Source organism: Corallococcus sp. AB038B, assembly GCF_003668955.1.
Lineage (GTDB): Bacteria > Myxococcota > Myxococcia > Myxococcales > Myxococcaceae > Corallococcus > Corallococcus exiguus.
On the sequence record NZ_RAWO01000014.1, the window covers coordinates 86,460 to 105,188 of the forward strand.

The 18,729-nt window shown below is 69.8% G+C and carries 19 protein-coding genes; 6 read left to right on the plus strand and 13 right to left on the minus strand.

Annotation, left to right across the window (positions count from 1 at the left end):
- Window positions 1–86: 86 nt before the first annotated feature.
- Both D7Y04_RS35995 and D7Y04_RS36000 read left to right on the plus strand, forming a co-directional pair.
- Complete coding sequence (locus tag D7Y04_RS35995) at window positions 87–1,055, plus strand: Ig-like domain-containing protein (RefSeq protein WP_121762259.1); 969 nt, start codon at window positions 87–89, stop codon at window positions 1,053–1,055.
- 128 nt (window positions 1,056–1,183) lie between these two features.
- Window positions 1,184–1,720 (plus strand): Uma2 family endonuclease, encoded by a 537-nt coding sequence (locus tag D7Y04_RS36000; RefSeq protein ID WP_120580398.1) that lies wholly within the window; start codon window positions 1,184–1,186, stop codon window positions 1,718–1,720.
- Between the two features lies 1 nt (window position 1,721).
- Here D7Y04_RS36000 and D7Y04_RS36005 read toward each other — a convergent pair whose 3' ends face one another.
- Complete coding sequence (locus tag D7Y04_RS36005) at window positions 1,722–2,534, minus strand: hypothetical protein (RefSeq protein WP_121762260.1); 813 nt, start codon at window positions 2,532–2,534, stop codon at window positions 1,722–1,724.
- Window positions 2,531–4,990, minus strand: a complete 2,460-nt coding sequence (locus D7Y04_RS36010; RefSeq protein WP_199749789.1) for a TonB-dependent receptor domain-containing protein — start codon at window positions 4,988–4,990, stop codon at window positions 2,531–2,533. Before D7Y04_RS36010 ends, D7Y04_RS36005 begins: the two co-directional genes overlap by 4 nt.
- A 117-nt stretch (window positions 4,991–5,107) precedes the next feature.
- Here D7Y04_RS36010 and D7Y04_RS36015 point away from each other — a divergent pair, with 117 nt between their 5' ends.
- Window positions 5,108–5,995: a hypothetical protein gene (locus tag D7Y04_RS36015; RefSeq protein WP_120595920.1), complete on the plus strand. Its 888-nt coding sequence runs from the start codon at window positions 5,108–5,110 to the stop codon at window positions 5,993–5,995.
- A gap of 36 nt (window positions 5,996–6,031) precedes the next feature.
- Here the strand turns inward: D7Y04_RS36015 and trxA are convergent, their stop codons facing one another.
- The 5 genes from trxA to D7Y04_RS36040 all read right to left on the minus strand — a co-directional run bounded on the left by trxA (window position 6,032) and on the right by D7Y04_RS36040 (window position 10,926).
- The gene (gene trxA, locus D7Y04_RS36020; RefSeq protein WP_120595921.1) at window positions 6,032–6,415 is read right to left on the minus strand and encodes a thioredoxin; all 384 of its coding nucleotides are present in this window, start codon (window positions 6,413–6,415) and stop codon (window positions 6,032–6,034) included.
- Between the two features lie 9 nt (window positions 6,416–6,424).
- A complete protein-coding gene (locus tag D7Y04_RS36025; protein ID WP_120595922.1) occupies window positions 6,425–6,748 on the minus strand; it encodes an FKBP-type peptidyl-prolyl cis-trans isomerase in 324 nt (107 codons plus the stop codon).
- Window positions 6,749–6,915: 167 nt separating this feature from the next.
- Window positions 6,916–8,049, minus strand: a complete 1,134-nt coding sequence (locus tag D7Y04_RS36030; RefSeq protein WP_171813166.1) for a hypothetical protein — start codon at window positions 8,047–8,049, stop codon at window positions 6,916–6,918.
- Window positions 8,050–8,250: 201 nt separating this feature from the next.
- The gene (gene nadE, locus D7Y04_RS36035) at window positions 8,251–10,143 is read right to left on the minus strand and encodes an NAD(+) synthase (protein ID WP_120595924.1); all 1,893 of its coding nucleotides are present in this window, start codon (window positions 10,141–10,143) and stop codon (window positions 8,251–8,253) included.
- Window positions 10,144–10,269: 126 nt separating this feature from the next.
- On the minus strand, window positions 10,270–10,926 hold the full coding sequence (locus D7Y04_RS36040) for an LON peptidase substrate-binding domain-containing protein (RefSeq protein WP_120595925.1): 657 nt from the start codon (window positions 10,924–10,926) through the stop codon (window positions 10,270–10,272).
- A 117-nt stretch (window positions 10,927–11,043) separates the two neighbouring features.
- Between D7Y04_RS36040 and D7Y04_RS36045 the strand changes: the two genes are divergently transcribed.
- Complete coding sequence (locus D7Y04_RS36045; RefSeq protein WP_121762262.1) at window positions 11,044–11,634, plus strand: YqaA family protein; 591 nt, start codon at window positions 11,044–11,046, stop codon at window positions 11,632–11,634.
- A gap of 6 nt (window positions 11,635–11,640) precedes the next feature.
- Here the strand turns inward: D7Y04_RS36045 and D7Y04_RS36050 are convergent, their stop codons facing one another.
- A complete protein-coding gene (locus D7Y04_RS36050) occupies window positions 11,641–14,109 on the minus strand; it encodes an ATP-binding protein (protein ID WP_368666431.1) in 2,469 nt (822 codons plus the stop codon).
- Between the two features lie 211 nt (window positions 14,110–14,320).
- Between D7Y04_RS36050 and D7Y04_RS36055 the strand changes: the two genes are divergently transcribed.
- On the plus strand, window positions 14,321–14,542 hold the full coding sequence (locus tag D7Y04_RS36055) for a hypothetical protein (protein ID WP_120560975.1): 222 nt from the start codon (window positions 14,321–14,323) through the stop codon (window positions 14,540–14,542).
- A 129-nt stretch (window positions 14,543–14,671) separates the two neighbouring features.
- Here the strand turns inward: D7Y04_RS36055 and D7Y04_RS36060 are convergent, their stop codons facing one another.
- Together D7Y04_RS36060 and D7Y04_RS36065 are read right to left on the minus strand one after the other, a co-directional pair.
- Window positions 14,672–14,863, minus strand: a complete 192-nt coding sequence (locus tag D7Y04_RS36060; RefSeq protein ID WP_120595928.1) for a hypothetical protein — start codon at window positions 14,861–14,863, stop codon at window positions 14,672–14,674.
- A gap of 92 nt (window positions 14,864–14,955) precedes the next feature.
- Window positions 14,956–15,162, minus strand: a complete 207-nt coding sequence (locus D7Y04_RS36065; protein ID WP_120547587.1) for a cold-shock protein — start codon at window positions 15,160–15,162, stop codon at window positions 14,956–14,958.
- A 357-nt stretch (window positions 15,163–15,519) separates the two neighbouring features.
- Here D7Y04_RS36065 and D7Y04_RS36070 point away from each other — a divergent pair, with 357 nt between their 5' ends.
- Window positions 15,520–16,653 carry an acyl-CoA desaturase gene (locus tag D7Y04_RS36070; RefSeq protein ID WP_120595929.1) on the plus strand — a complete coding sequence of 378 codons (1,134 nt, stop codon included), beginning with the start codon at window positions 15,520–15,522 and terminating at the stop codon, window positions 16,651–16,653.
- Window positions 16,654–16,723: 70 nt separating this feature from the next.
- On the opposite strand, the gene D7Y04_RS36075 is transcribed toward D7Y04_RS36070, so the two are convergent.
- The 3 genes from D7Y04_RS36075 to D7Y04_RS36085 all read right to left on the minus strand — a co-directional run bounded on the left by D7Y04_RS36075 (window position 16,724) and on the right by D7Y04_RS36085 (window position 18,582).
- The gene (locus D7Y04_RS36075) at window positions 16,724–17,383 is read right to left on the minus strand and encodes an HAD family hydrolase (protein ID WP_120595930.1); all 660 of its coding nucleotides are present in this window, start codon (window positions 17,381–17,383) and stop codon (window positions 16,724–16,726) included.
- A gap of 113 nt (window positions 17,384–17,496) precedes the next feature.
- Complete coding sequence (locus tag D7Y04_RS36080; protein ID WP_120574843.1) at window positions 17,497–18,075, minus strand: biopolymer transporter ExbD; 579 nt, start codon at window positions 18,073–18,075, stop codon at window positions 17,497–17,499.
- Window positions 18,076–18,093: 18 nt separating this feature from the next.
- Window positions 18,094–18,582, minus strand: a complete 489-nt coding sequence (locus D7Y04_RS36085; protein ID WP_120574842.1) for a biopolymer transporter ExbD — start codon at window positions 18,580–18,582, stop codon at window positions 18,094–18,096.
- Window positions 18,583–18,729: the final 147 nt, after the last annotated feature.

The following is an 18,729-nucleotide window of genomic DNA, read 5'->3' on the forward strand; positions in this document are numbered from 1 at the left end:
CGGGTCCGCTCCCGCGCCGGAGCATCTCACCTCGGAACGGTGCTCCGGCGCGGGCCTTTCCCTGCATGCATGAAGGATTCCCCTCGATGCGTCTCTCCTCCGCGACCTTCTTGTTCGCCACCTGTGCCGCCCTCGCGCTGAGCGGCTGCGATGACGACGCCCCCATCGTCACGCCAGACGCCGGCCTCCCGACGGACGCGGGCTCCGATGCGGGCACCGGCACCGACGCGGGCACGACCGCGTCCACCGCTACCGTCACCACGTCCCATCCTTCCGAGGGCGAGACGGATGTCTACCCACTGGAGATGTACCTGGACGCGTCCGGACAGACGCCGGTCATCGCCTTCCGCAAGGTGCTGACGCTCACCTTCAGCGAGCCCATGGACCCGTCCGCCGCCCAGGTCACGCTGCACGACCGCACGGACACCACCGCCCCGGCCCGCGTCCTCACCGGCACCTGGTCCGAGGACGCGCGCACGCTCACCGTCACCGTGCCGCGCACCGAGGAGAGCACCCGGCCGCTGGAGGTCTCCACGCACCACGCCCTGGCGCTGGACGCGCTGAAGGACGCGGCCGGACGCGCGCTGTCACCAGCCACCGTGGGGCTGGGCGGCGACACCGCGCTGGACTTCACCACTGGCGAGCGGGACCCGGAGCTGGAGCACGCTTGCACGCACACGCTCGTCAACACGCCGGAGGCGGTCACCGCGGGCCGCACGCCCTTCGACTTCCCGCCTGACACGCACACCGGCCACGCGCGCTACGACGTCACCCTGCGCCCGGGTGAATCGGGCTTCGGTGGCTACACGGGCTTCATCTCCGACCCGGAGAACGCCGAGCACGTCACGCTCTACCTGAACCAGCAGGTCTCCACGAAGGTCACCAACGACACGTCGGGGACGGACGTGGTGTCGGTGCTCGCCCCCGCGCGGTTCATCTGCGCCGGCATCACGCACACGGTGACGTTCACGTCGGAGCCGGGGGATCAGATCCACCTGTTCCAGTTCGGTCCCGTGGCCACGGAGCACATCCAGTTCGTGCTGGAGCGCGAATAGCAATCCCCCTCAGCCCGAGGGGAGGGCGTGCGTCCACCAGGACAAGGTGGGCCACCCCGCCGGTCCAATGCCGCGTGAAGGTCTGCCCGCTACGGTGACGGTATCTCTCGGACCCGGAGGCCTACCGCATGCGCCACGCCGCTCCCCGAAGGACGCTCGCCCCTCACGAGGAAGTGCAGACGTTGCCCCACTACCTGGTGGGCGAAGCACTGGATGGCATCCTCTACGTCTCGTCGCCGCCCATCACGCGCAAGCAGGGCATGACGCCGCTCATGGGACGCGCGCCGGAGGGCTGGTGGTGGACCTCCGAGCCCCGGCTGCTGTTGGGCGAGGACGTGCTCGTCCCGGACCTGGCGGGCTGGATGAGCGGACGGCCGCCGACCCTGCCGGATGGCTCGTTCATCGACCGCGTGCCGGACTGGGTCTGCGAGGTGCTCTCGCCCGCCACCGCGAAGCTGGACCTGACCATCAAGCTGCCGCGCTACGCCCGCGCGGGCATCCGACACGCGTGGATCATCAACCCCGTGCACCGCGTGGTGGAGGTGTTCCGCCAGGACCACGAGCGCTGGGTGCTGCTGAACACCTTCGTGAGCGAGGACCGCGTGCGCGCCGACCCCTTCGGCAAGGCGGACCTGGTGCTCGCGCCGTTCTGGACGCAGGTGTGAATCACACCGCGGGCTCCCACGCGCCCGTGAATGCGTCGAAGCGGCGCACGTTGACGCTCAGTGCCCGGTACACCTGCGTGTCCGTCCCCACTTCCACCGGCGTCCCATCCGCGGGCACCGTCAGCCGCTCGAAGCGCGCGCCGGTGAACCAGCGGTGCGGCTGCGGCTCCAGGACGAAGAGGCCCTCGTCATCCAGGTCCACCTCGATGGGCACGAAGTCCACGCGCTGGAGTTCCACAGGCGGCGGGAAGTCCATCGCGGCGCGGAAGGGCACGCGTGCCGAGTCCTGGGTCGCGACGCCCTCCAGGAACAGGGAGCGCCCCTGCATCACGTCCGCCTCCGTTCCCAGGGCGCTCGATGGCGGCTGGAGCAGCAGCGACAGCGACCGCGCCATGCCCGCGATGCCAGGGGAGCGCCCCAACACGCGCGCCTGCCCTGCGTCCGCGAGCAGGTCGAAGACCACTTCCCTGTCCCACTCGCCCAGCACGCGGCCCCCGGAGAAGAAGTCCCCTTCGTGCGCGTGCGCGGTGGGCAGCAGCACGTCTCCCAGGCGGCGCAGCAGGGCCTGGGGCTGGAGGGGCGAGGCCTTCTCGAACAGATAGATGGGCCCCAGCACCAGGCGCGCGGTGGTGAGCGTCACGCGCCAGCCGGTGTCGGTCGTGAAGGCGCCGACGGTGGACTCACCGGACGCGAGCGCCGTGCGCAGCCCCATGCGGAAGGTGATGCTCCGACCTCCAGTTCCGGACAGGCCACAGCCCGCCGCGAGCGCTCCGCCCAACATCCACGTGAAGGCTCGACGCGAGTAGTGCTTCATGGCCGGTCCTCCTGGAGGTCCAGGTACACGGTGAGGGTGCCGCGCACGGTGCGAGGTGCACCGGCGGAGAAGTGGCGCGTGGCCAGCAGGGACGCGGGCGCGTCGGGGCCGCGGAAGTTGGACACGTAGTTGAACTCGGACTCCCGCCAGCGCGCGTCGAGCAGGTTCTCCACCGACAGGCCCAGCTCCACGGCGCGCCAGCGCGCTCGGGCCGCCACGTCGAAGAGGAAGATGGACTCGCTGTAGCGATCCAACGGCAGGGGCTTGGGCCCGATGGCGCTGTGCCCCAGCGCCACGCTCCACCCCACCGGCTGTCGGGCCACGGTAGCCGTGCCCCGCCAAGACGCATCCACGCGCCCCAGCAACTGCGGGATGTACGGCAACACCGCGCCGTCCCACAGCCTCCATGAGGGCGCCCCAGGCAACGGCTGCGTCGCGCGGGCCCACGCGAGGCTCGCCTGCACGTCCAGGTGTTGCTCCCACAGGAAGCGCGCGCTGCCGAACGCGCCCAGCCGCTGCGATGGGCCAATGGGCTGGTTGCGCCCCGTCGTCTCGCTGAACACCAGGTCCTGCGACACGCGCGTGGCGAACACCGCGCTCCGCAGCTCCAGCGAGGACGGACCGTCGCCCCACCGCCAGCCCAGGCCCGTCTCCCCGGATGTCACTCGCGCGTAGGGCGCGAACTCCGCGTCGGACAGGCCGGCCGCGTCGCTGGAGCGCGCTCCCAGGCCCGCGCTGGTCAGCCACGTGAGGCGCGGCGTCAGGCGCACCTCCGCGCTGGCGCGAGGGCTGGCGAAGAAGCCGTAGGCCTCCACGGACTCCTCCGGGATGCGAGCCCCCTGCCGGTCCTCCGCCGGCCGGTTCAGGTCCTCCACGCCGAACAGGAACGTGTCCACGCGCACGCCGCCGCGCAGCGTGAGCCACTCCAGCGGCGCGCCTCGCAGGGACAGGTACGCGCCCAGGTTCGTCACGCGCACCTGGTTGTCGAACACGGTGGCGTAGGGCGCGCCGCCCTTGTCGCGCAGGCGCCGCGCGCGGGTGTGCACGTTGTCGTAGCGGGCCACGTAGCCCAGCTCCACCGGCTGCGGCTGACCCCACCAGGTGAGGCCCGGCGTGTAGCGGCCGCGCAGGCCCACGGTGGTGCCCTGGTAGGACTGCTCCGTGTTGTCGCCGCGCTGGGCCTCGCCGATGGGAGGCGTGTCCTGGAGGAAGCCGGTGAAGTTCTCGCGGCTGCGCATCTGCCGGGCGATGGCGAAGGCCTGCTGCACGAAGCGGCCCCCACGCTCCAGCCGGGACGTCAGCTCCACGGAGGCGATGTGGCGCTGGCTCGCGCCGCCCTGGTTCGGGTCGTAGAGGCAGAAGAACTGCGAGTCCGCATCCGGCTCACACGGCAGCCGAGCGTCCACGACGTCCGTCTCCCGCACCACGCCCGCGGAGCCATAGCGCGCGCCGTAGCTCGCGCCGAACAGGCGCAGCTTCGTCTCCGGGCCCAGGCGCAGCTCCGTCTGGGCCATCAGGCCCGCGTTCGCGTATGCGCGGTTGGGACCGAAGCCGTGCCCCTGGCGCAGCAGCACGCCGACGAAGGTGGCGGCGGTGGACTCGGGCGGGCCCCACACCAGGGACAACCGGCGCGACGCGAAGCTGCCGTAGCTGGCGGACGCGGTGATGCCCCGCTGTTCCAGCCCCAGTTGGTACTCCACGGTGCCCGCCACACCGAAGTCGCCCTGGGACGGATCATACGGGCCCTCCGTCACGCGCAGCGACTGCACCAGCTCCGGAATGATGAAGTACGTGTCCGCGTAGCCGTGACCGTGGGCGTTGGAGACCTCGTTGAGGGGCACCCCGTCCAGGCGGATCTCCACGTCCTTGCCCTCGCCCGCGTCGAAGCCGCGCAGGTAGACGGTCTCCGCGTGCCCTTCCCCGCCGTGGTTGGCCAGCATCACCCCCGGCGCCAGCAGCATCAGGTCCGTGGCTGAATTGCGAGGCACGTCCGCCAGCTGCCCCACCGTGATGTGGAAGTCGCCCACCGCGACCGGAGGCGGAGCGGCGGACTGCCCCCGCACCGTGGTGGAGAACGCGGGCGGCTCCGGCTTCGGAGGGGGCGCGGGCTCCTCCACCTCCATCACAGGCGACAGGGCCACCGGCTCGAACATCACCGGCACGTCCACCCGCACCTCCAGCGGTTCTTCTCCCTGGCGCGCAGGCTCGAAGCGCCAGCGCAGGGCCGCCGCCATCGCGGCCCGGTCGAACGCGGTGCCCCCGGACTCCTGGACCTCCACCTGGGACACCTCTCCCCCGCTGTCGATGGTCAGCCGCAGCAGCACCCGCACGGCCTCCGTCAACGGTGGGACGTCCGCCGGCATCACGGGCGGCGGTGCCTCCACGGGAACGGGCGGCGTCACGGGCGCTTCGGGCGACGCGCTCAACAGCCAGAGCACCAGCGTCGGGATGAACACGGGCAACGACCTCGGCCTTCGGGGCCCACCCGGCACGGGCAGCCTCTCCAACGGCCGTCCGTGGATATCGCAACCCAGACTTGACTTGCAACATAGTTACAAATACCAACCGGATGCATGAACCGACGAAGCAAGTGGACCCGGGGCCTGCTGCCAGGCGCGCTGGCGCTCATGGCCTCCGGCTGCGGTGACGCCGTGGCGCGGGGCGACGTGCGGGTGTCTTTGAGCGGCGGGGACGGCACGCAGCGCGGCTACGCGGATCACCTCTTCCAGGACGGCTGGTCCGTGCAGTTCACCAAGTACCTGGTGTCCCTGGGCGACTTCACCCTCACCTCCGCGGCCGGCGACGTGCACGCGACGACGGAGCACCTGCTCGTGGACGTGCAGAAGGGGGACGTGCCCCTCACCGGCCTCACGGGCCTGGAGGCGGGGCGCTACGGCGTGGCCTTCCGCGTGAGCCCTCCAGAGGCCCGCACCGTGGCGGGCACGTCCGTGTCAGCGGACGACCTGACGATGATGCGCGAGCGCGGCTTCAGCTACTTCGTGGAGGGCCGCGCACAGAACCGCGACCCCACGCTGGGCCTCTACACCTTCCGCATGGGCTTCCCCGTCGACGCGCGGATGGTGGACTGCATCAACGGCGTGGACGGCACCCAGGGCATCGTCGTGCCGGAGAGCTCCGTGGCGGAGGCGGAGGTCACCATCCACGCCGAGCACATGTTCTACGACCGGCTGGGCACCCACCGCGGCGTGCAGCTGCGCTTCGAGGCCATCGCCGCCACCGCGGACGCGAACCACGCCATCACGCCGGAGGGACTGGCATCCCAGGACCTGCTCGACCTGCGCGGGTTGGGTGGCGGCGATCTGCGTGACACGCAGGGCCAGCCTGTCGTCTACCAGCCCGGCGCCTACGCCCTGCGCACGCTCCAGGAGTTCGTCACCCAGAGCATCGTGGATCAGGCGCACCTCAACGGCGGCGGCGTCTGCACCGTCGCCGCGCCGTAGGGCCTCCCCGTCACGCGGGAAGGCCCCGGCGGGACCTCAGGCCTTGGGCGCTTCCTTCGCGGCGCGCTGCGCTTCGACCTCGCGCTTCACGTCGTCCATGTTCAGCGCGCGGACCTGCCGCAAGAGGTCCTCCAGCGCCGCCGCCGGCATCGCGCCCGGCTGCTCGAACAGGAGGATGCCGTCCCGGAACACCATCAGCGTGGGGATGGAACGGATCTCGAAAGCACCAGACAGCTCCGGCTGCGCGTCGGTGTCGATCTTCCCGAACACCACGTCCGCGTGCTTGGTGGAGGTGCTCTCGAAGATGGGCGCGAACGCGCGGCAGGGACCACACCAGGTCGCCCACCAGTCCAGGATGACGATGCCGCTCTTGCCCACCGTCTCCTTGAAATTGTCCTTCGTGATTTCGAGCGTCGCCATGAAGTCCTCCTACCGAACGTCCAACAGCTCCACCTCGAACAAGAGGGTGGCGTTGGGGGGAATCACACCGGCCGCGCCGCGCGAGCCGTAGCCCAGCTCCGGCGGGATGGTGAGCTTGCGGACGCCGCCCACCTTCATGCCCGCGACGCCCTGGTCCCAGCCCTGGATGACCTGGCCCGCGCCCAGCCCGAAGGTGAAGCCCTGACCGCGGTCCCGGCTGCTGTCGAACTTCTTGCCGTCCGTGAGGGTGCCCACGTAGTGCACCGTCACCCGCTTGCCCGCGACCGCTTCCGTCCCGGTCCCGACCTTCACGTCTTCCACTCCCAAGCTCATGCCAGGCTCCTCAAGGCGGGAATCCGCCCTTGGAAAGATGGGCACTCTAATGCCGGGCGCAGCCTCCCGCCTCCCTGAATGCCCCGCCCCGGACCGGAATAAAAGTGACGGCGGGGCTCCGGATGATTCCGGACACCCCGCCGCCAGGTCCTGCCATGGACTTCAGGTCAGAACGTGCCACCCACGTTCAGCGTGGTCGTGTAGCTACCGCCGCCCGACGGGTCGCTGCCGCCCGGATCGATGTCCGGAGCGAACTGCTTGTCGAACAGGAAGTTGTAGTAGCCACGCAGGTCCGCGGTGAAGTGGCCGAAGTGGCCGCGCACGCCCACGCCCGCCGGGACGTTGCCCACGGTGTCGTCGCTGTAGCCGAGCGCCTCACCGCCGCGGAAGTGGTAGTTGCTGATGCCGATGCCGCCCAGCAGGTACGGCTGCACCGCCGTCGGCGTGATGGCGAGCGTCAGAGCCGCCTGGCCACCGTTGCGCACCAGGTCCGGACCGTCATCCGCGCCAAAGGAGCCGGCGTCCTTGATGTTGTTCAAGGCGCCGGAGTAGCCGACTTCGACACCCAGCACGGACGTCGGCCTGAGCGACGCCGTCACGGCCGCGGAGGGGCCGGGGGCAATCTGCGGAGCCAGGGCGCCGGTGTAGCCTTCCACACCGCCACCGATGAGGAGCGTCAGGCCCTTCTTGTCGCTCTTGCTCTTCTTCTCCACCTCCAGCGGCTGGATGTCCTCATTGGCTGACGCCGTGGGCGTGTAGCTGGGGGCCGGAGGCGGCGTGGTCACGCCGCTGCCGCCCGTGGCCTGCTCGCCGTACAGCGAGCTGTCCTGCTGGCTCATGCCGCCGCTGCTCGTGCCGGACGGAGGCGGAGGCGGAGCGGGAGGCTCCGCCGCGGGAGGCGGAGCGGGCGGTTCGCTCTGCGGCGTGGTGCCACTGGAGCCACTTCCGCCCACCCCTTGCGGGTTCACCGGCTCGCAGCGCATCGGCGTGTTCAGGTAGACCACGCCGCTGCCCCCCGTGCCGCTGGAGCCGCTCAAGTCCTTGCTGCTCTTCGAGGAGTCATCGATCGACCCGGACGAGCCGCTGCCGCCCGTGCCCTGAAGCGATTCATCCACTGGCGCCTCCTCGATAAGGAGGTCCTCCTCCTGGACCCCACCCTGAGAGGATTGCGCCGTCGTGTCCTTGTTCTGAGTGTCCTTGGGAACAGCGGCCTGCCCTGGAGGGCAATCCTTCTCCGCCGCACCCGCGCCCGTCCCATACATGAGCGCCGCGATGGCGCCCGCCAGAATCTTCGCTTTCATCCAACCCTCCATCGTCGACTGACTGACATGAAGGTTGTCTTGAGCGGGACATCCGGCAAGCCTTGCCCGGGCGGTCAAAGACAGCTGACCTGCACGCCTGCCCCCCAGGGGGGAAGGCGTGGTTTCAGAGCCACTTCACGGGGACGGAGGGCTCGGACGCCCCCCTATCCACCGTCAAAAACAGACGTCCAAGAACATCCGTCAGGCTTTGCGCAGCCAGGACGAACCGGTGACGACAGGCAATTGCAGCGCGCGCTCACGGTCCAGGTCCAGATTGCCGATGTGCAGCGACAGAGGCGCCTGCACCCACTTGTAGATGGACTGATGGAACAGACGCACGAAGCGGTCCACGTACCCGCCCAGCCGGTCCGCATCCACCTCCGGGAACATCGCGGTGAGCGCGGTGCGCATCTCCGACGGGGTGAGCTTCTCGCCCGCGTGCAGGTAGAAGCACGCGTCCAGGATGGGGAAGGGCATCAGCTCCTCCTCACCCACTTGATCATGCGCCAGCTCCGGACCGGCGGGCTTGGCGAGCACCTTGCGGATGCCCTCGTAGCCCGTGGTCTCCTGCAGGTAGTCCAGCAGGTACATCACCACCGTCTTGGGGACGTTGGCGATGACCGCGAGCGCGCCCATCAGGTCTCCGCCGATGGTGGTGTAGCCCACGGACTTCTCGCTCATGTTGCCCGTCTGAAGGAACAGGCCGCCGCAGGAGTTGCTCCAGTTCCACATGCGCTGGGCGCGGATGCGGGCCTGGATGTTCTGCTCGGTGATGGGGGTGAGCTTCGTCTCCCCCAGCATCGTCTGGGCGGCGGCCTTCTCCCGCTCGAAGGCCTCTTCGATGGAGACCACCTGGAAGGGCACGCCCAATTCGCGCGCGATGGTCTCCGCCGCGTCACGCGTCTGCTGACTGGAGTACGGGCTGGGCATGTAGAACGCCTGGATGAGCGAGCCCGGGTTGTCCGGCCGCGCGCGCTTCGCGTACCTGTGCGCGACGAGCAGCGTGAGCAGTGAGTCCCGTCCGCCCGACAGCGCGATGCCGAACAGCTTGAAGGCGCGCGTCTTCTCGAAGTAGTCGCCCACGCCCAGCGACAGCGCGTCCAGGATGTCCTCGCACAGCGCGACGCGCGCGGTGCGGCGGGTGTCCGGCGCGGGCAGGAAGAAGCTGCGGTGCGCGGGCACGGGATACGTCAGCTTCTGGCGCTGCGTCTTCACCGCCTGCGTGCAGTCCAGGGTGGGCACCTTCCTGCCACCGGCCGTGACCCAGTCCTCGCGGTCCACGCGCCAGGTGGTGTTCTCCGTGCGCAGGCGCAGCGTGCGGTCCAGGTCCACCACCGCGGAGCTGAAGCCCTGCTGGAAGCGCGGCGTCTCCAGCACGTGGCGGCCGTTCTGGTTGATGAAGCCGCCGCCGTCGAAGATGAGGCCGTCGTTGCTGCCCACCGCGTTCGCGTAGGCGATGGTGACCTGGTGGTCGGACGCGCGCGTGGCGATGAGCTCGCGGCGCGTCTCCCAGAAGCCCAGGCGGAAGGGGGACGCGGACAGGTTCACCACCAGCTCGCCGCCGGAGTACGCGCGCCGGCGCATGGGGCCGTCCGCGCTCCAGATGTCCTCGCACACCTCTGGCGCCACCGTGCCGAAGTCGAACTGGAAGAGGTAGTCACCCAGCGGCACGCCCCGGTGCGTCTCCGCCATGCCCGGCTGGCCGTGGCCGAAGGTGCGGCCCTCGTAGAAGACGTTGTACGTGGGCAGCTTCTCCTTCGGCACCAGGCCCAGCACCTTGCCGCCCGCCACCACCGCGGCGCAGTTGAGGCGCACGCCCTGGTGGGCCACGCCCACGCCCACGATGCTCACCAACGGCAGCGCCGCGGTCTCCCTCGCGAAGCGCTCCAGCTCTGGCCACTGGTGGTCGATGAAGCCCTGCCACTGGACCAGATCCTCCGCGGGGTAGCCGGCAATCACTTGTTCGGGGAAGACGCCCAGCGTGACGTCGTCCGCCGCCATCTTCCTCGCCAGGTCCAGCACCCGGTCGGTGTTCGCCTGGAAGGCGCCCACGGTGGTGTTGACGCTGGCGATGCCAATCTTCACGAGCCGCATGGTGCGTCGCTCTCCCTCAAGAAGGCGTGACGCCCCCGAGCAATGCGCGCATGGGGGGGCCAGGGCAAGCGGATGATGCGGCCCCGGGCCCCGGGGCGTTCAGTTCCCCCGCAGGGAGGGCCTTGGCTAGTTCAGCGGTCCGCTGGGGCGCACCGGCTGCAACTGACTCAAGAGGTCGCTCACGTCCACCAGCACCTGCTCCAGGCGGCGGCGCACGTCCAGTTCGCCCAGCAGCTCCTGGCGCCGTCCGGGCTCCGGCACCAGCGCGGACGCCACCACGTCCGCCAGCATGCCCCCACCGGCGCGGGCGGCCACCGGCAGCAGGCTCTCCGCGAACGAGGGCGGCACCCTGCCCGCCAGCTCGAAGACGGCCTGGCGCAGCTGCTCCTCCTCCGGCCCGGTGTAGAGCGGATCCGCCAGCACCTGGGCGCGCACCTGGCGGTAGAGCGTGTCCGGCGACAGCTCCTTCACCATCTGTACGCGGCTGACGCCCTGCAGGAGGATGTTGTAGCGCCCGTCCTCCACCTGTTCGTCCCAGACGATGACGCCCGCGCACATCAGGGGCTGCAGCGGCGGACGGCCCTCGTAGTTGCCCTCCCAGCCCGGCTCCAGCTGGCCCAGCGCCAGCACCCGGTCCGTGGCGAGGGCGTCCTTCACCAGCGCCCGGTAGCGCGGCTCGAAGATGTGCAGGGGAATCACGGTGTGCGGGAACAGGACCGCCGACGGCAGGGGAAACACCTTCAGCGCACCGACGGCGCGTTCCACGGTTTCTTGTGCGGTCATGGTCACCCTTCCCCGTGTGTAAGCCCCCGGGGCATGGGGCGCATTCCAATCAGGCAGGCGCCCGGGCCCGGGGTCCCGGTGGCAAGGGCCCCGGGTTCCGCTAGGGTGCGCCCCCGAATGTCCTCTACCGAGCCTTCCTCCCAGACCTCCCCGGCCACCCCGGCCGCTGACGCCCCGAAGCTGTCCTGGTACCGTCGGCTGTACCTGCGCGTGGAGGCCGCCTCCTCCACCCCGCATGCGCTCGCCACGATGATGGCGGTGTCGGTGGTGGATGGTTCCGTCTTCCCCATCCCGCCCTTCGCGGTGCTGGTCCCCATGGTACTGGCCCAGCCGAAGAAGTGGGTGCGCTACTGCCTGCTGGGCACCCTGGCGAGCCTCGTGGGCGGCCTCATCGGCTATGGCCTGGGGGCGTTCGTGGGCGAGGGCATCACACAGCTGCTGCACATCGACCTGAACGTGCGAGTGGACCGCTTCGGCGTGTCCGGCACGGTGGGCGAGCTGCTGGGCCAGAACTTCTGGGTGCTGGCGCTCCTGTGCTCCATCCTGCCCACGCCGTTCAAGATCGTCGCCATCGGCAGCGGCCTGGTGTCGGTGCCGCTGGAGCGCTTCCTGCTGGCGTCCATCATCGGCCGCTCGGTGCGCTTCTTCCTGGTGGGCGGCGTGGTGCGCTTCTTCGGCCCCACCGCCCGCAAGTGGCTGCGCGTCTGAGCTGACTCAGCGGGCCTGGCCGCGGCGCGTACCGCCCACCGCCAGCTTCGGGGCGCTGCCCTCCAGCACCGCCTCCACCGTGGACAGCAGCACGTCCGGGCGCACCGGCTTCTCCAGCACCCGGAGGGCCACCGTCTCCACGAACGCGCGCGCCTCCGGAGATGACGCACCTCCGGAGATGAACACCATCCGCGACGCCAGCGCCGGCGCCTCCTGCTGGAGCCACCGGTACACCGCGATGCCGTCCATGCCCGGCATCTGAAGGTCGCACAGCACCACGTCGAAGGACTCGCCCGCGGCCACCTTCGCCAGCGCGTCCTCGCCGCGCGTGACGGTGACGACCTCGTGGGTGGGCTCCAGGAGCAGGCGCATGGACTGCGCCAGCCGGGGCTCGTCGTCCACGATGAGCACCCGCCCACGCCGCCCGGAGGCCGCCGTCTCCGGCCCTGACAACTCCGGTGAAGCCTCCTCGCCGCTCGCCACCGCGTGCAGCGACGGCGGACTCCCCGCGCTCTGCACCGGCGCGGGCGGCAGGAGCAGCGTGAAGGTGGCGCCCTGGCCCGGCACGCTGTGCACGCTCAGTTCGCCCCCGTGCGTGCGGACAATCTGCTGACAGATGGCGAGCCCCAGGCCGGTACCCTCGTCGTTGCCCTTGGTGGTGAAGAACGGGTCGAAGATGCGCGGCAGTACGTCCGGCGGGATGCCGCCGCCCGTGTCCTCCACCTCCACGCGCGCATGGCCAGACGCGTCCGTGCGGGTGCGCACGCGCACCTCGTGGCGGCCGGGGTCCCCTTCCGGGATGGCCTGCAGGGCGTTCACCAGCAGGTTGAGCAGCACCTGCCCCAACCGCGCCTCGCTGCCCATCACGCGCGGCACCGGTCCGAAGTCCTCCACCAGCCGCGCGCGCGAGCGCAGGGCGTGAAGCACCACGCGCACCGCGGGCGGCACCAGCGCGTTCAGGTCCACCAGTCCGCGCTCCGGCGCGTCCTCGCGGCTGAACACCTGCAGGTCCCGGACGATGAGGCGGATGCGCTCCGCGCCCTCCTGGGCCCCGCGCACGCTGGAGAGCGCGTCGCGCACGCCTGACGGAGCCTGCGCCCCTTCCGCCGCGAGGTTCCTGCGAGCGGCCTCCAGGTTCAGCGCCAGGTAGGCCAGCGGGTTGTTGATTTCATGGCCCACGCCCGCGGCGAGCGTGCCCACGGCCGCCACGCGCTCGGCGGCCACCAGCCGCGCCTGCAGCTCCTTGGTCGCGGTGACGTCGCGGTGGGTCGCCACGAAGTGCGTCACGGCCTGGCCGTTGGCGCGCACCGGGGACAGCTGCATCTCGCTCCACACCCGCGTGCCGTCCGGCCGCGTCAGCACCACCTCCGCGCGCAGCGAACGCTCCTCGCGCAGCGCCTCCAACAGCCGCTGCCGGTCCCCGCCGTCCGCGGACGCCAGCAGCTCCCCGGGCGCCGCGCCGACGAGCTCCTCGCGCCGCCGGCCCACCAGCGAGCACAGGGCCTCGTTGACGAAGACGGTGTGAAGGCCGCCCGACTCGCGCACCTCGCAGATGAGCACGCCCTCGTGCACCGCGCGCACGGTGGTGGCCAACAACTCCAGCAACTCCACCGCCTGGCGGCGCTCCGCGCGCGCCGCCGCGAGCAGCAGGCCCGTCAGCGCGGTGATGCCGATGAAGAGCTGCAGCACCACCAGCCCCCGGTGCGGCAGGTCCACCGTGAAGAACGGGCCCAGCTCCCGCGCCGTGCCGGCGATGGCCGCCAGCGCGATGGAGAGCGAGGACAGCGCCGCCCCCCGCTGCCCGAAGCCCAGGGCCGCCCAGGCCATCAGCGGGAAGAGCAGGAACGTCATCGCGTGCGCCGCGCCGGAGCCCGGCCGAGGGAAGGCGAAGACGCCCACGCACACCATCACCGTCAGCGCCGTGAGCAGCAGCGCTTCCCACGAGCGCGCCATGCGCCGCGGCCTGCGCAGGAGCAGCACCGGCGTCACCAGCAGCATGCCCAGCAGGTCCGCCATCCACCACAGCCAGCCGGAAGCGCCCCACTGCGCGGCGGGCACTACCCCGCCCAGCACGAGCCCCAGCGTGCCCAGCCCGGCGCCCAGGAGCGCTCCCAGCCCCGCGCCCGCGCCCAGCCACACCACGTCGCGCACGCGGTGCAACTCCCGCGCGCCCCCCATCCGTTGGAACAGCAGCGCCGGCAGCACCGCCTCCAGCGTGGAGCCCAGCACGACGGACAGCCCCACCCCCGGAGTCACCCCCATGGCGTACGCCACCGCGCCCGCGCCCAGCGCCACCGCGGGCCAGCGCGACACGCCCAGGAGCAGCAGCCCACCCAGGGCCACGCCCGACGGCAACCACACGGGACAGATGTGGCTCTGCTCCGCGGCCAGCGACAGGGCCACTCTCGCGGCCACCAGATACACCGCCGCCAGCGCGAGGACCTCCACGAGGCCCCGGACCGGGAACGCCGCCACACGGGCTTGAGGACGACCTTGGATGATGAATCCCCCCGTCCCTTCCAGGCCGTGACACCAGGGCCGGAGGAACATGCGTCATGCTAGCGGGGACCGCAGTGCGTTGCACCCCATCCCCCAGTACGTCCGCCCGGCAGGCAGGCGGTGTCCGGCAGGGGATGCAATGGACACACTTGGGGACCGTAGGAACAGGCAAGGAGGAACGAAATCCATGTCGCGTCCCGGTCTTGCTGCGCTGCTGTCGTTCTTCATCCCCGGCGTGGGGCAGATCTACAACGGTGACATCCTGCGCGGGGTCTTCTGGCTCATCATCACCCCCGGCTTCTGGTTGGGCACGGGCGGCATCCTCGGCTGGGTGTGCCACGTCATCGCCGCGGCCACCGCGTACAACCGCGCCGAGGACAAGGAGCGGATGAGATACGGCATGGGCTAGTCACGCGGTTCCGGAGCCTGGGAGCCCGCGAGCTCGGAAGAGTCCGGACATGAAAAAGGGGCCCACCGGCCCCTCGCCCACCGCCGCCCCGGTGCCCACATGGGCCGGGGCGGTGTCGTTGCATCATGCTCAGGTGTTGAACGCGTCGGGCAGCGGCTGCGGGCCCGGAATGATGCCGGCAATGTCGGGATCCTCTTCGCCCGACCCGCGAGTCGGACGCTGGTCCTTCTCGGTCTTGCGTTCGGCCTTCTTGGCGTCCTTCTCGCGCTGCTTCTGCGCGCGCGCCATCTCCTTCTGCCGCTTCGTGGACCTTCCCTGCATGGAACCTCCTGGAAAACATTGACCGAAAAAGAGGCCCGGCCCCGTCAAGGCCGGACCTCGTGGATGAGTGAAGAGCAGCCGAGCCGGTAGGCTCAGCCGACCGGGCGGACGTTCTCCGCCTGGAGCCCCTTGGGGCCCTTCTTCACCTCGAACTCCACCTTCTGGCCCTCGGCCAGGGTGCGGAAGCCGTCCGACTGGATGGCCGTGTGGTGGCAGAACACGTCCGGACCACCGCTGTCCTGCGTGATGAAACCAAAGCCCTTCGCATCATTGAACCACTTCACCGTACCACTTGCCATGATCTGCTTCCTTGTCCCACTGGCAACCCTGCGAAATCGCCGGACTGCCCGCCGCCATATTTTGGGGCGAAGACCGCGCCTTAACCCTGAACAGGCATGAAGTCGAGCCGGGAACCACTCCCGGTCTCCCTCACGCCGACGAAGGTAACAACCTCGATCTCGGGGTGAAACGCCTTCTCGGGGCGGTACATTTCCCGCTGGCTGACGCTCCAGGCAACCAGGGGTGACAGGTTTCGGACCCGGCGGTGTTTTGGAATAGTTTCTACCCCCGAACACTTCCGCCTGGACGTGTCCTATCGTGGAGCCCGCCCGTACCGCTCCACCCTGCCGTCCCCCTCTCGTGAGGCGTCCCTCCCAGTGACAAACCCGACCCGTGTGACTTTTGGCCAGCGCGATGCCTCCTTCGCGGAGGACCTGAAGCGGCGCGTCTCCGAGTACTTCGAGACCCGGAACCTCTCGCAGCGGGCCAACAAGGCCATGTACGTGAAGGCCCTCTCCATCATGGGCTTCACGGCGGGCGTCTACGGCCTGCTGCTCAGCGGCCACTTCAACGCCTGGGGCATGCTGGGCCTGGCGGTGCTGATGGGCGTGGCCATCGCGGGCATCGGCTTCTGCATCGGCCATGACGGCGTGCACGGCTCCTACAGCGACGACGCGCGGGCGAACGCGGTGGTGGGCCTCGCGTTCGACGTCATCGGGGCGAACAGCTACATGTGGCGCATCACCCACAACGTCCTACACCACACCTACACCAACATCCAGGGCATGGACGAGGACCTGACGGTGAGCCCGCAGCTGCGGCTGTCGCCGCACAGCGAGTGGAAGGCGTACCACCGCTTCCAGCACCTGTACGCGTTCGTGGCCTACTCGCTGACCACCGTCTTCTGGGTGTTCGCCAAGGACTACAAGTACTTCTTCCAGAAGGACCTGGGCCCCTACAAGGACAAGAAGCACGCGCCGGCCGAGTGGGCCCGCCTGATTGCGATGAAGGCCGTGTACTACGGCTGGACGCTGGTGATTCCGTGGCTGGTGCTGGACGTGACCTGGTGGCAGTTCGTGGTGGGGCAGCTGGCCATGCACATGACGGCGGGCTTCATCCTGGGCATCGTCTTCCAGCTGGCCCACGTGGTGGAGGACGCGGAGTTCCCCCTGCCTGACACGGAGGGCAAGGTGGAGGACGCGTGGATGGTGCACCAGCTGCGCACCACCGCGAACTTCGCCCGCAAGAACCGCCTGCTGAGCTGGTACGTGGGCGGCCTCAACTTCCAGGTGGAGCACCACCTGTTCCCCAAGGTGTGCAGCATCCACTACCCGGCCCTGAGCGAAATCGTGCAGGCCACCGCCCACGAGCACGGCCTGCCCTACATCGAGGCGAAGACCTTCCGCAGCGCCGTGGCGTCGCACTACCGGATGCTCAAGATGCTGAGCCGTCAGCCCTCGGTGAACGCCGTCCCAGAGCAGCCCAAGCCGAAGCTCGCCGTGGCCGCCTGATCCACGAAGCCACGGTGCGGTAACCCAGGGGCCGCCCTCCTCGAACGAAGGAGGCGGCCCCTTCCGCTTTTCAGGGAGCCGCGGTCCGGAGCGCGGCCAGCAGCTCGCCCGCCGAGGAGACCACCGCTCGAGCCCCGTGCGCGTGCAGCTCCTCCGCGGTGCGGAAGCCCCAGGTGACGCCCACGCCGTACATGCCCGCGGCCTTCGCGGTGTCCATGTCCACGGAGGTGTCCCCCACGAAGCCGCACGCGTCCGGCGCCACGCCCAGCTCCGCCGCCAGGGCCAGCGCCGCGGTGGGGTCCGGCTTGCGAGGGATGCCCGGCCGCTCGCCGTACACGGCCGTGAACGTCACCCCCGGCAGGAGCCGCGCCGCCAGCCGCTTCACGAAGTCGTCGGACTTGTTGCTGAGCACGCCCAGCCGGATGCCTTCCGCCGCCAGCTCCGCGAGCGCGGCCTCCACGCCCGGGTAGGCACACGTCCGGTCGAACAGGTGGGTGTCGTAGTAGGCGTGGTAGGTGGCCAGCACCTGCCCCTGGAGCGCGGCCGGCGCGCTGGCCGTGGCCCGCTCCGCGAGCTTCGCGACGCCTTCTCCCACGAAGCGCAGGTAGGCGGCCTCGGGGTGCGGCGGCAGGCCATGCTGCTGAAGCGCGTGGTTCATCGCCGTGGCGATGTCCCCCAGCGAGTCCACCAGCGTCCCATCCAGGTCGAAGAGCACGGCGCGCAGGCGCATGACGGCGGAGAGCCTTTCTTTCAAAAACGCGAACGCCCCGACCCATGCAGGGTCAGGGCGTCTTTTGTAAAGCGCGGATCCCGGAACCGGCCGGGATCCGCCGCGAAGCTGGGTTACGGGGTGGCTGCGGCGGTCTTCTCACCGGCCGCGGCGCCACCGGCCTGGATGACGGCGAAGTTGATGTTGTTGTAGCCGGCCGTGGCGCAGCTGAACATCACCCGCTTGATGACCTTGAACTGAACGTCCTTGTTGGCCTGGATGTTGACGTCACCCTTGAAGGTTTCGCCACCGCCGGCCATGGAGTGCAGGTCCTCGAACTGCTTCTTCATGTCCCGCAGCTTCTCTTCCAGCGCGGGGATGTTGAGGTACTCGTCCTTGGTGAGGTCCTCGACCCGGCCCACGATGGTGCCCGACACGCTGACCTGGTCGTTGGACACCATCACCACCGGGTGCATCTCCACTTCCTTCACGTTGACTGCTTCGGGAAGGACGATGTCCTTGGTCATCATCAGCACCTCGCCCGTCGCGGAGAAGTTCGCGATGAGGAAGAGCACGATGATGACGAACATGTCGACGAGCGGGGTGATGAGCAGGTCCGCGTTGCCGTTCTTCTTGCCGTGACCGCCGTGGCCGAAGACCTTGGAGTGCTCCAGCCGCTTGCCGTACCGCTTACCGGGAACCTTGATGCCCATGGCTTGGGTGCTCTCCTGTTAGCCCATCGCCGCGGAGACCGACACCTGGGGCAACCCGGAGCCGATGCACTCGTCGATGATGCGGACCAGGTCCTCGTAGCGGACCAGGTCCTCGGTCTGAAGGGTGATGGCGGACTGGTCCGGCAGCTGCGCCTTCAACTCCTTGAAGCGCGCCACCAGCTTGGTCAGGTCCGGCCGGCCCTTGTCATCCCGGGTGAGGGGAATGGGGTCGAAGGAGCTCTGGTCGGCGGTGAGGCGCATCTCCGTGGCGGACACCAGGAGGGTGAGCTGGACCGTCTTGGTCTTCTCCTCCTCCTGCTGTTCATCCGTGGAGGCCCCGCCGGCCTGCGACACCTGGAGACGGCCAATCTGGGTCCAGACCGCCGTCATGATGAGGAAGCTGATGGTCACTGCCATCAGGTCGATGAAGGGCACCATGTTGATGGCGGTATCGAGCGGCTTCTTGCCACCCTTCCCACCTGTGCCCAGGTCCATTCCGCCGGCCATGGCGACTACCTCCCTGCTCTACCGCGCTCTTCGCGCACGAACGACGTTCAAGAAGACTCTGGGGACGGACGCGCCTGTCTGGGTCCACCACTTCGGGGCTACCAGACAGCGCGCCGGTACATCCGGTTCCAAACCGGCGCTGCCGTG

Bases quoted from the DNA above. Each gene is read 5' to 3' on its own strand.
- trxA (WP_120595921.1), bottom strand. From the start codon at position 6,415: ATGGCGACGCTCGAAATCACGAAGGACAATTTCAAGGAGACGGTGGGC.
- D7Y04_RS36045 (WP_121762262.1), top strand. From the start codon at position 11,044: ATGTCCTCTACCGAGCCTTCCTCCCAGACCTCCCCGGCCACCCCGGCC.
- D7Y04_RS36005 (WP_121762260.1), bottom strand. From the start codon at position 2,534: ATGAAGCACTACTCGCGTCGAGCCTTCACGTGGATGTTGGGCGGAGCG.
- D7Y04_RS36030 (WP_171813166.1), bottom strand. From the start codon at position 8,049: ATGAAAGCGAAGATTCTGGCGGGCGCCATCGCGGCGCTCATGTATGGG.
- D7Y04_RS36065 (WP_120547587.1), bottom strand. From the start codon at position 15,162: ATGGCAAGTGGTACGGTGAAGTGGTTCAATGATGCGAAGGGCTTTGGT.
- D7Y04_RS36075 (WP_120595930.1), bottom strand. From the start codon at position 17,383: ATGCGCCTGCGCGCCGTGCTCTTCGACCTGGATGGGACGCTGGTGGAC.
- nadE (WP_120595924.1), bottom strand. From the start codon at position 10,143: ATGCGGCTCGTGAAGATTGGCATCGCCAGCGTCAACACCACCGTGGGC.
- D7Y04_RS36060 (WP_120595928.1), bottom strand. From the start codon at position 14,863: ATGCAGGGAAGGTCCACGAAGCGGCAGAAGGAGATGGCGCGCGCGCAG.
- D7Y04_RS36040 (WP_120595925.1), bottom strand. From the start codon at position 10,926: ATGACCGCACAAGAAACCGTGGAACGCGCCGTCGGTGCGCTGAAGGTG.
- D7Y04_RS36015 (WP_120595920.1), top strand. From the start codon at position 5,108: ATGAACCGACGAAGCAAGTGGACCCGGGGCCTGCTGCCAGGCGCGCTG.
- D7Y04_RS36055 (WP_120560975.1), top strand. From the start codon at position 14,321: ATGTCGCGTCCCGGTCTTGCTGCGCTGCTGTCGTTCTTCATCCCCGGC.
- D7Y04_RS36025 (WP_120595922.1), bottom strand. From the start codon at position 6,748: ATGAGCTTGGGAGTGGAAGACGTGAAGGTCGGGACCGGGACGGAAGCG.
- D7Y04_RS35995 (WP_121762259.1), top strand. From the start codon at position 87: ATGCGTCTCTCCTCCGCGACCTTCTTGTTCGCCACCTGTGCCGCCCTC.
- D7Y04_RS36000 (WP_120580398.1), top strand. From the start codon at position 1,184: ATGCGCCACGCCGCTCCCCGAAGGACGCTCGCCCCTCACGAGGAAGTG.
- D7Y04_RS36080 (WP_120574843.1), bottom strand. From the start codon at position 18,075: ATGGGCATCAAGGTTCCCGGTAAGCGGTACGGCAAGCGGCTGGAGCAC.
- D7Y04_RS36085 (WP_120574842.1), bottom strand. From the start codon at position 18,582: ATGGCCGGCGGAATGGACCTGGGCACAGGTGGGAAGGGTGGCAAGAAG.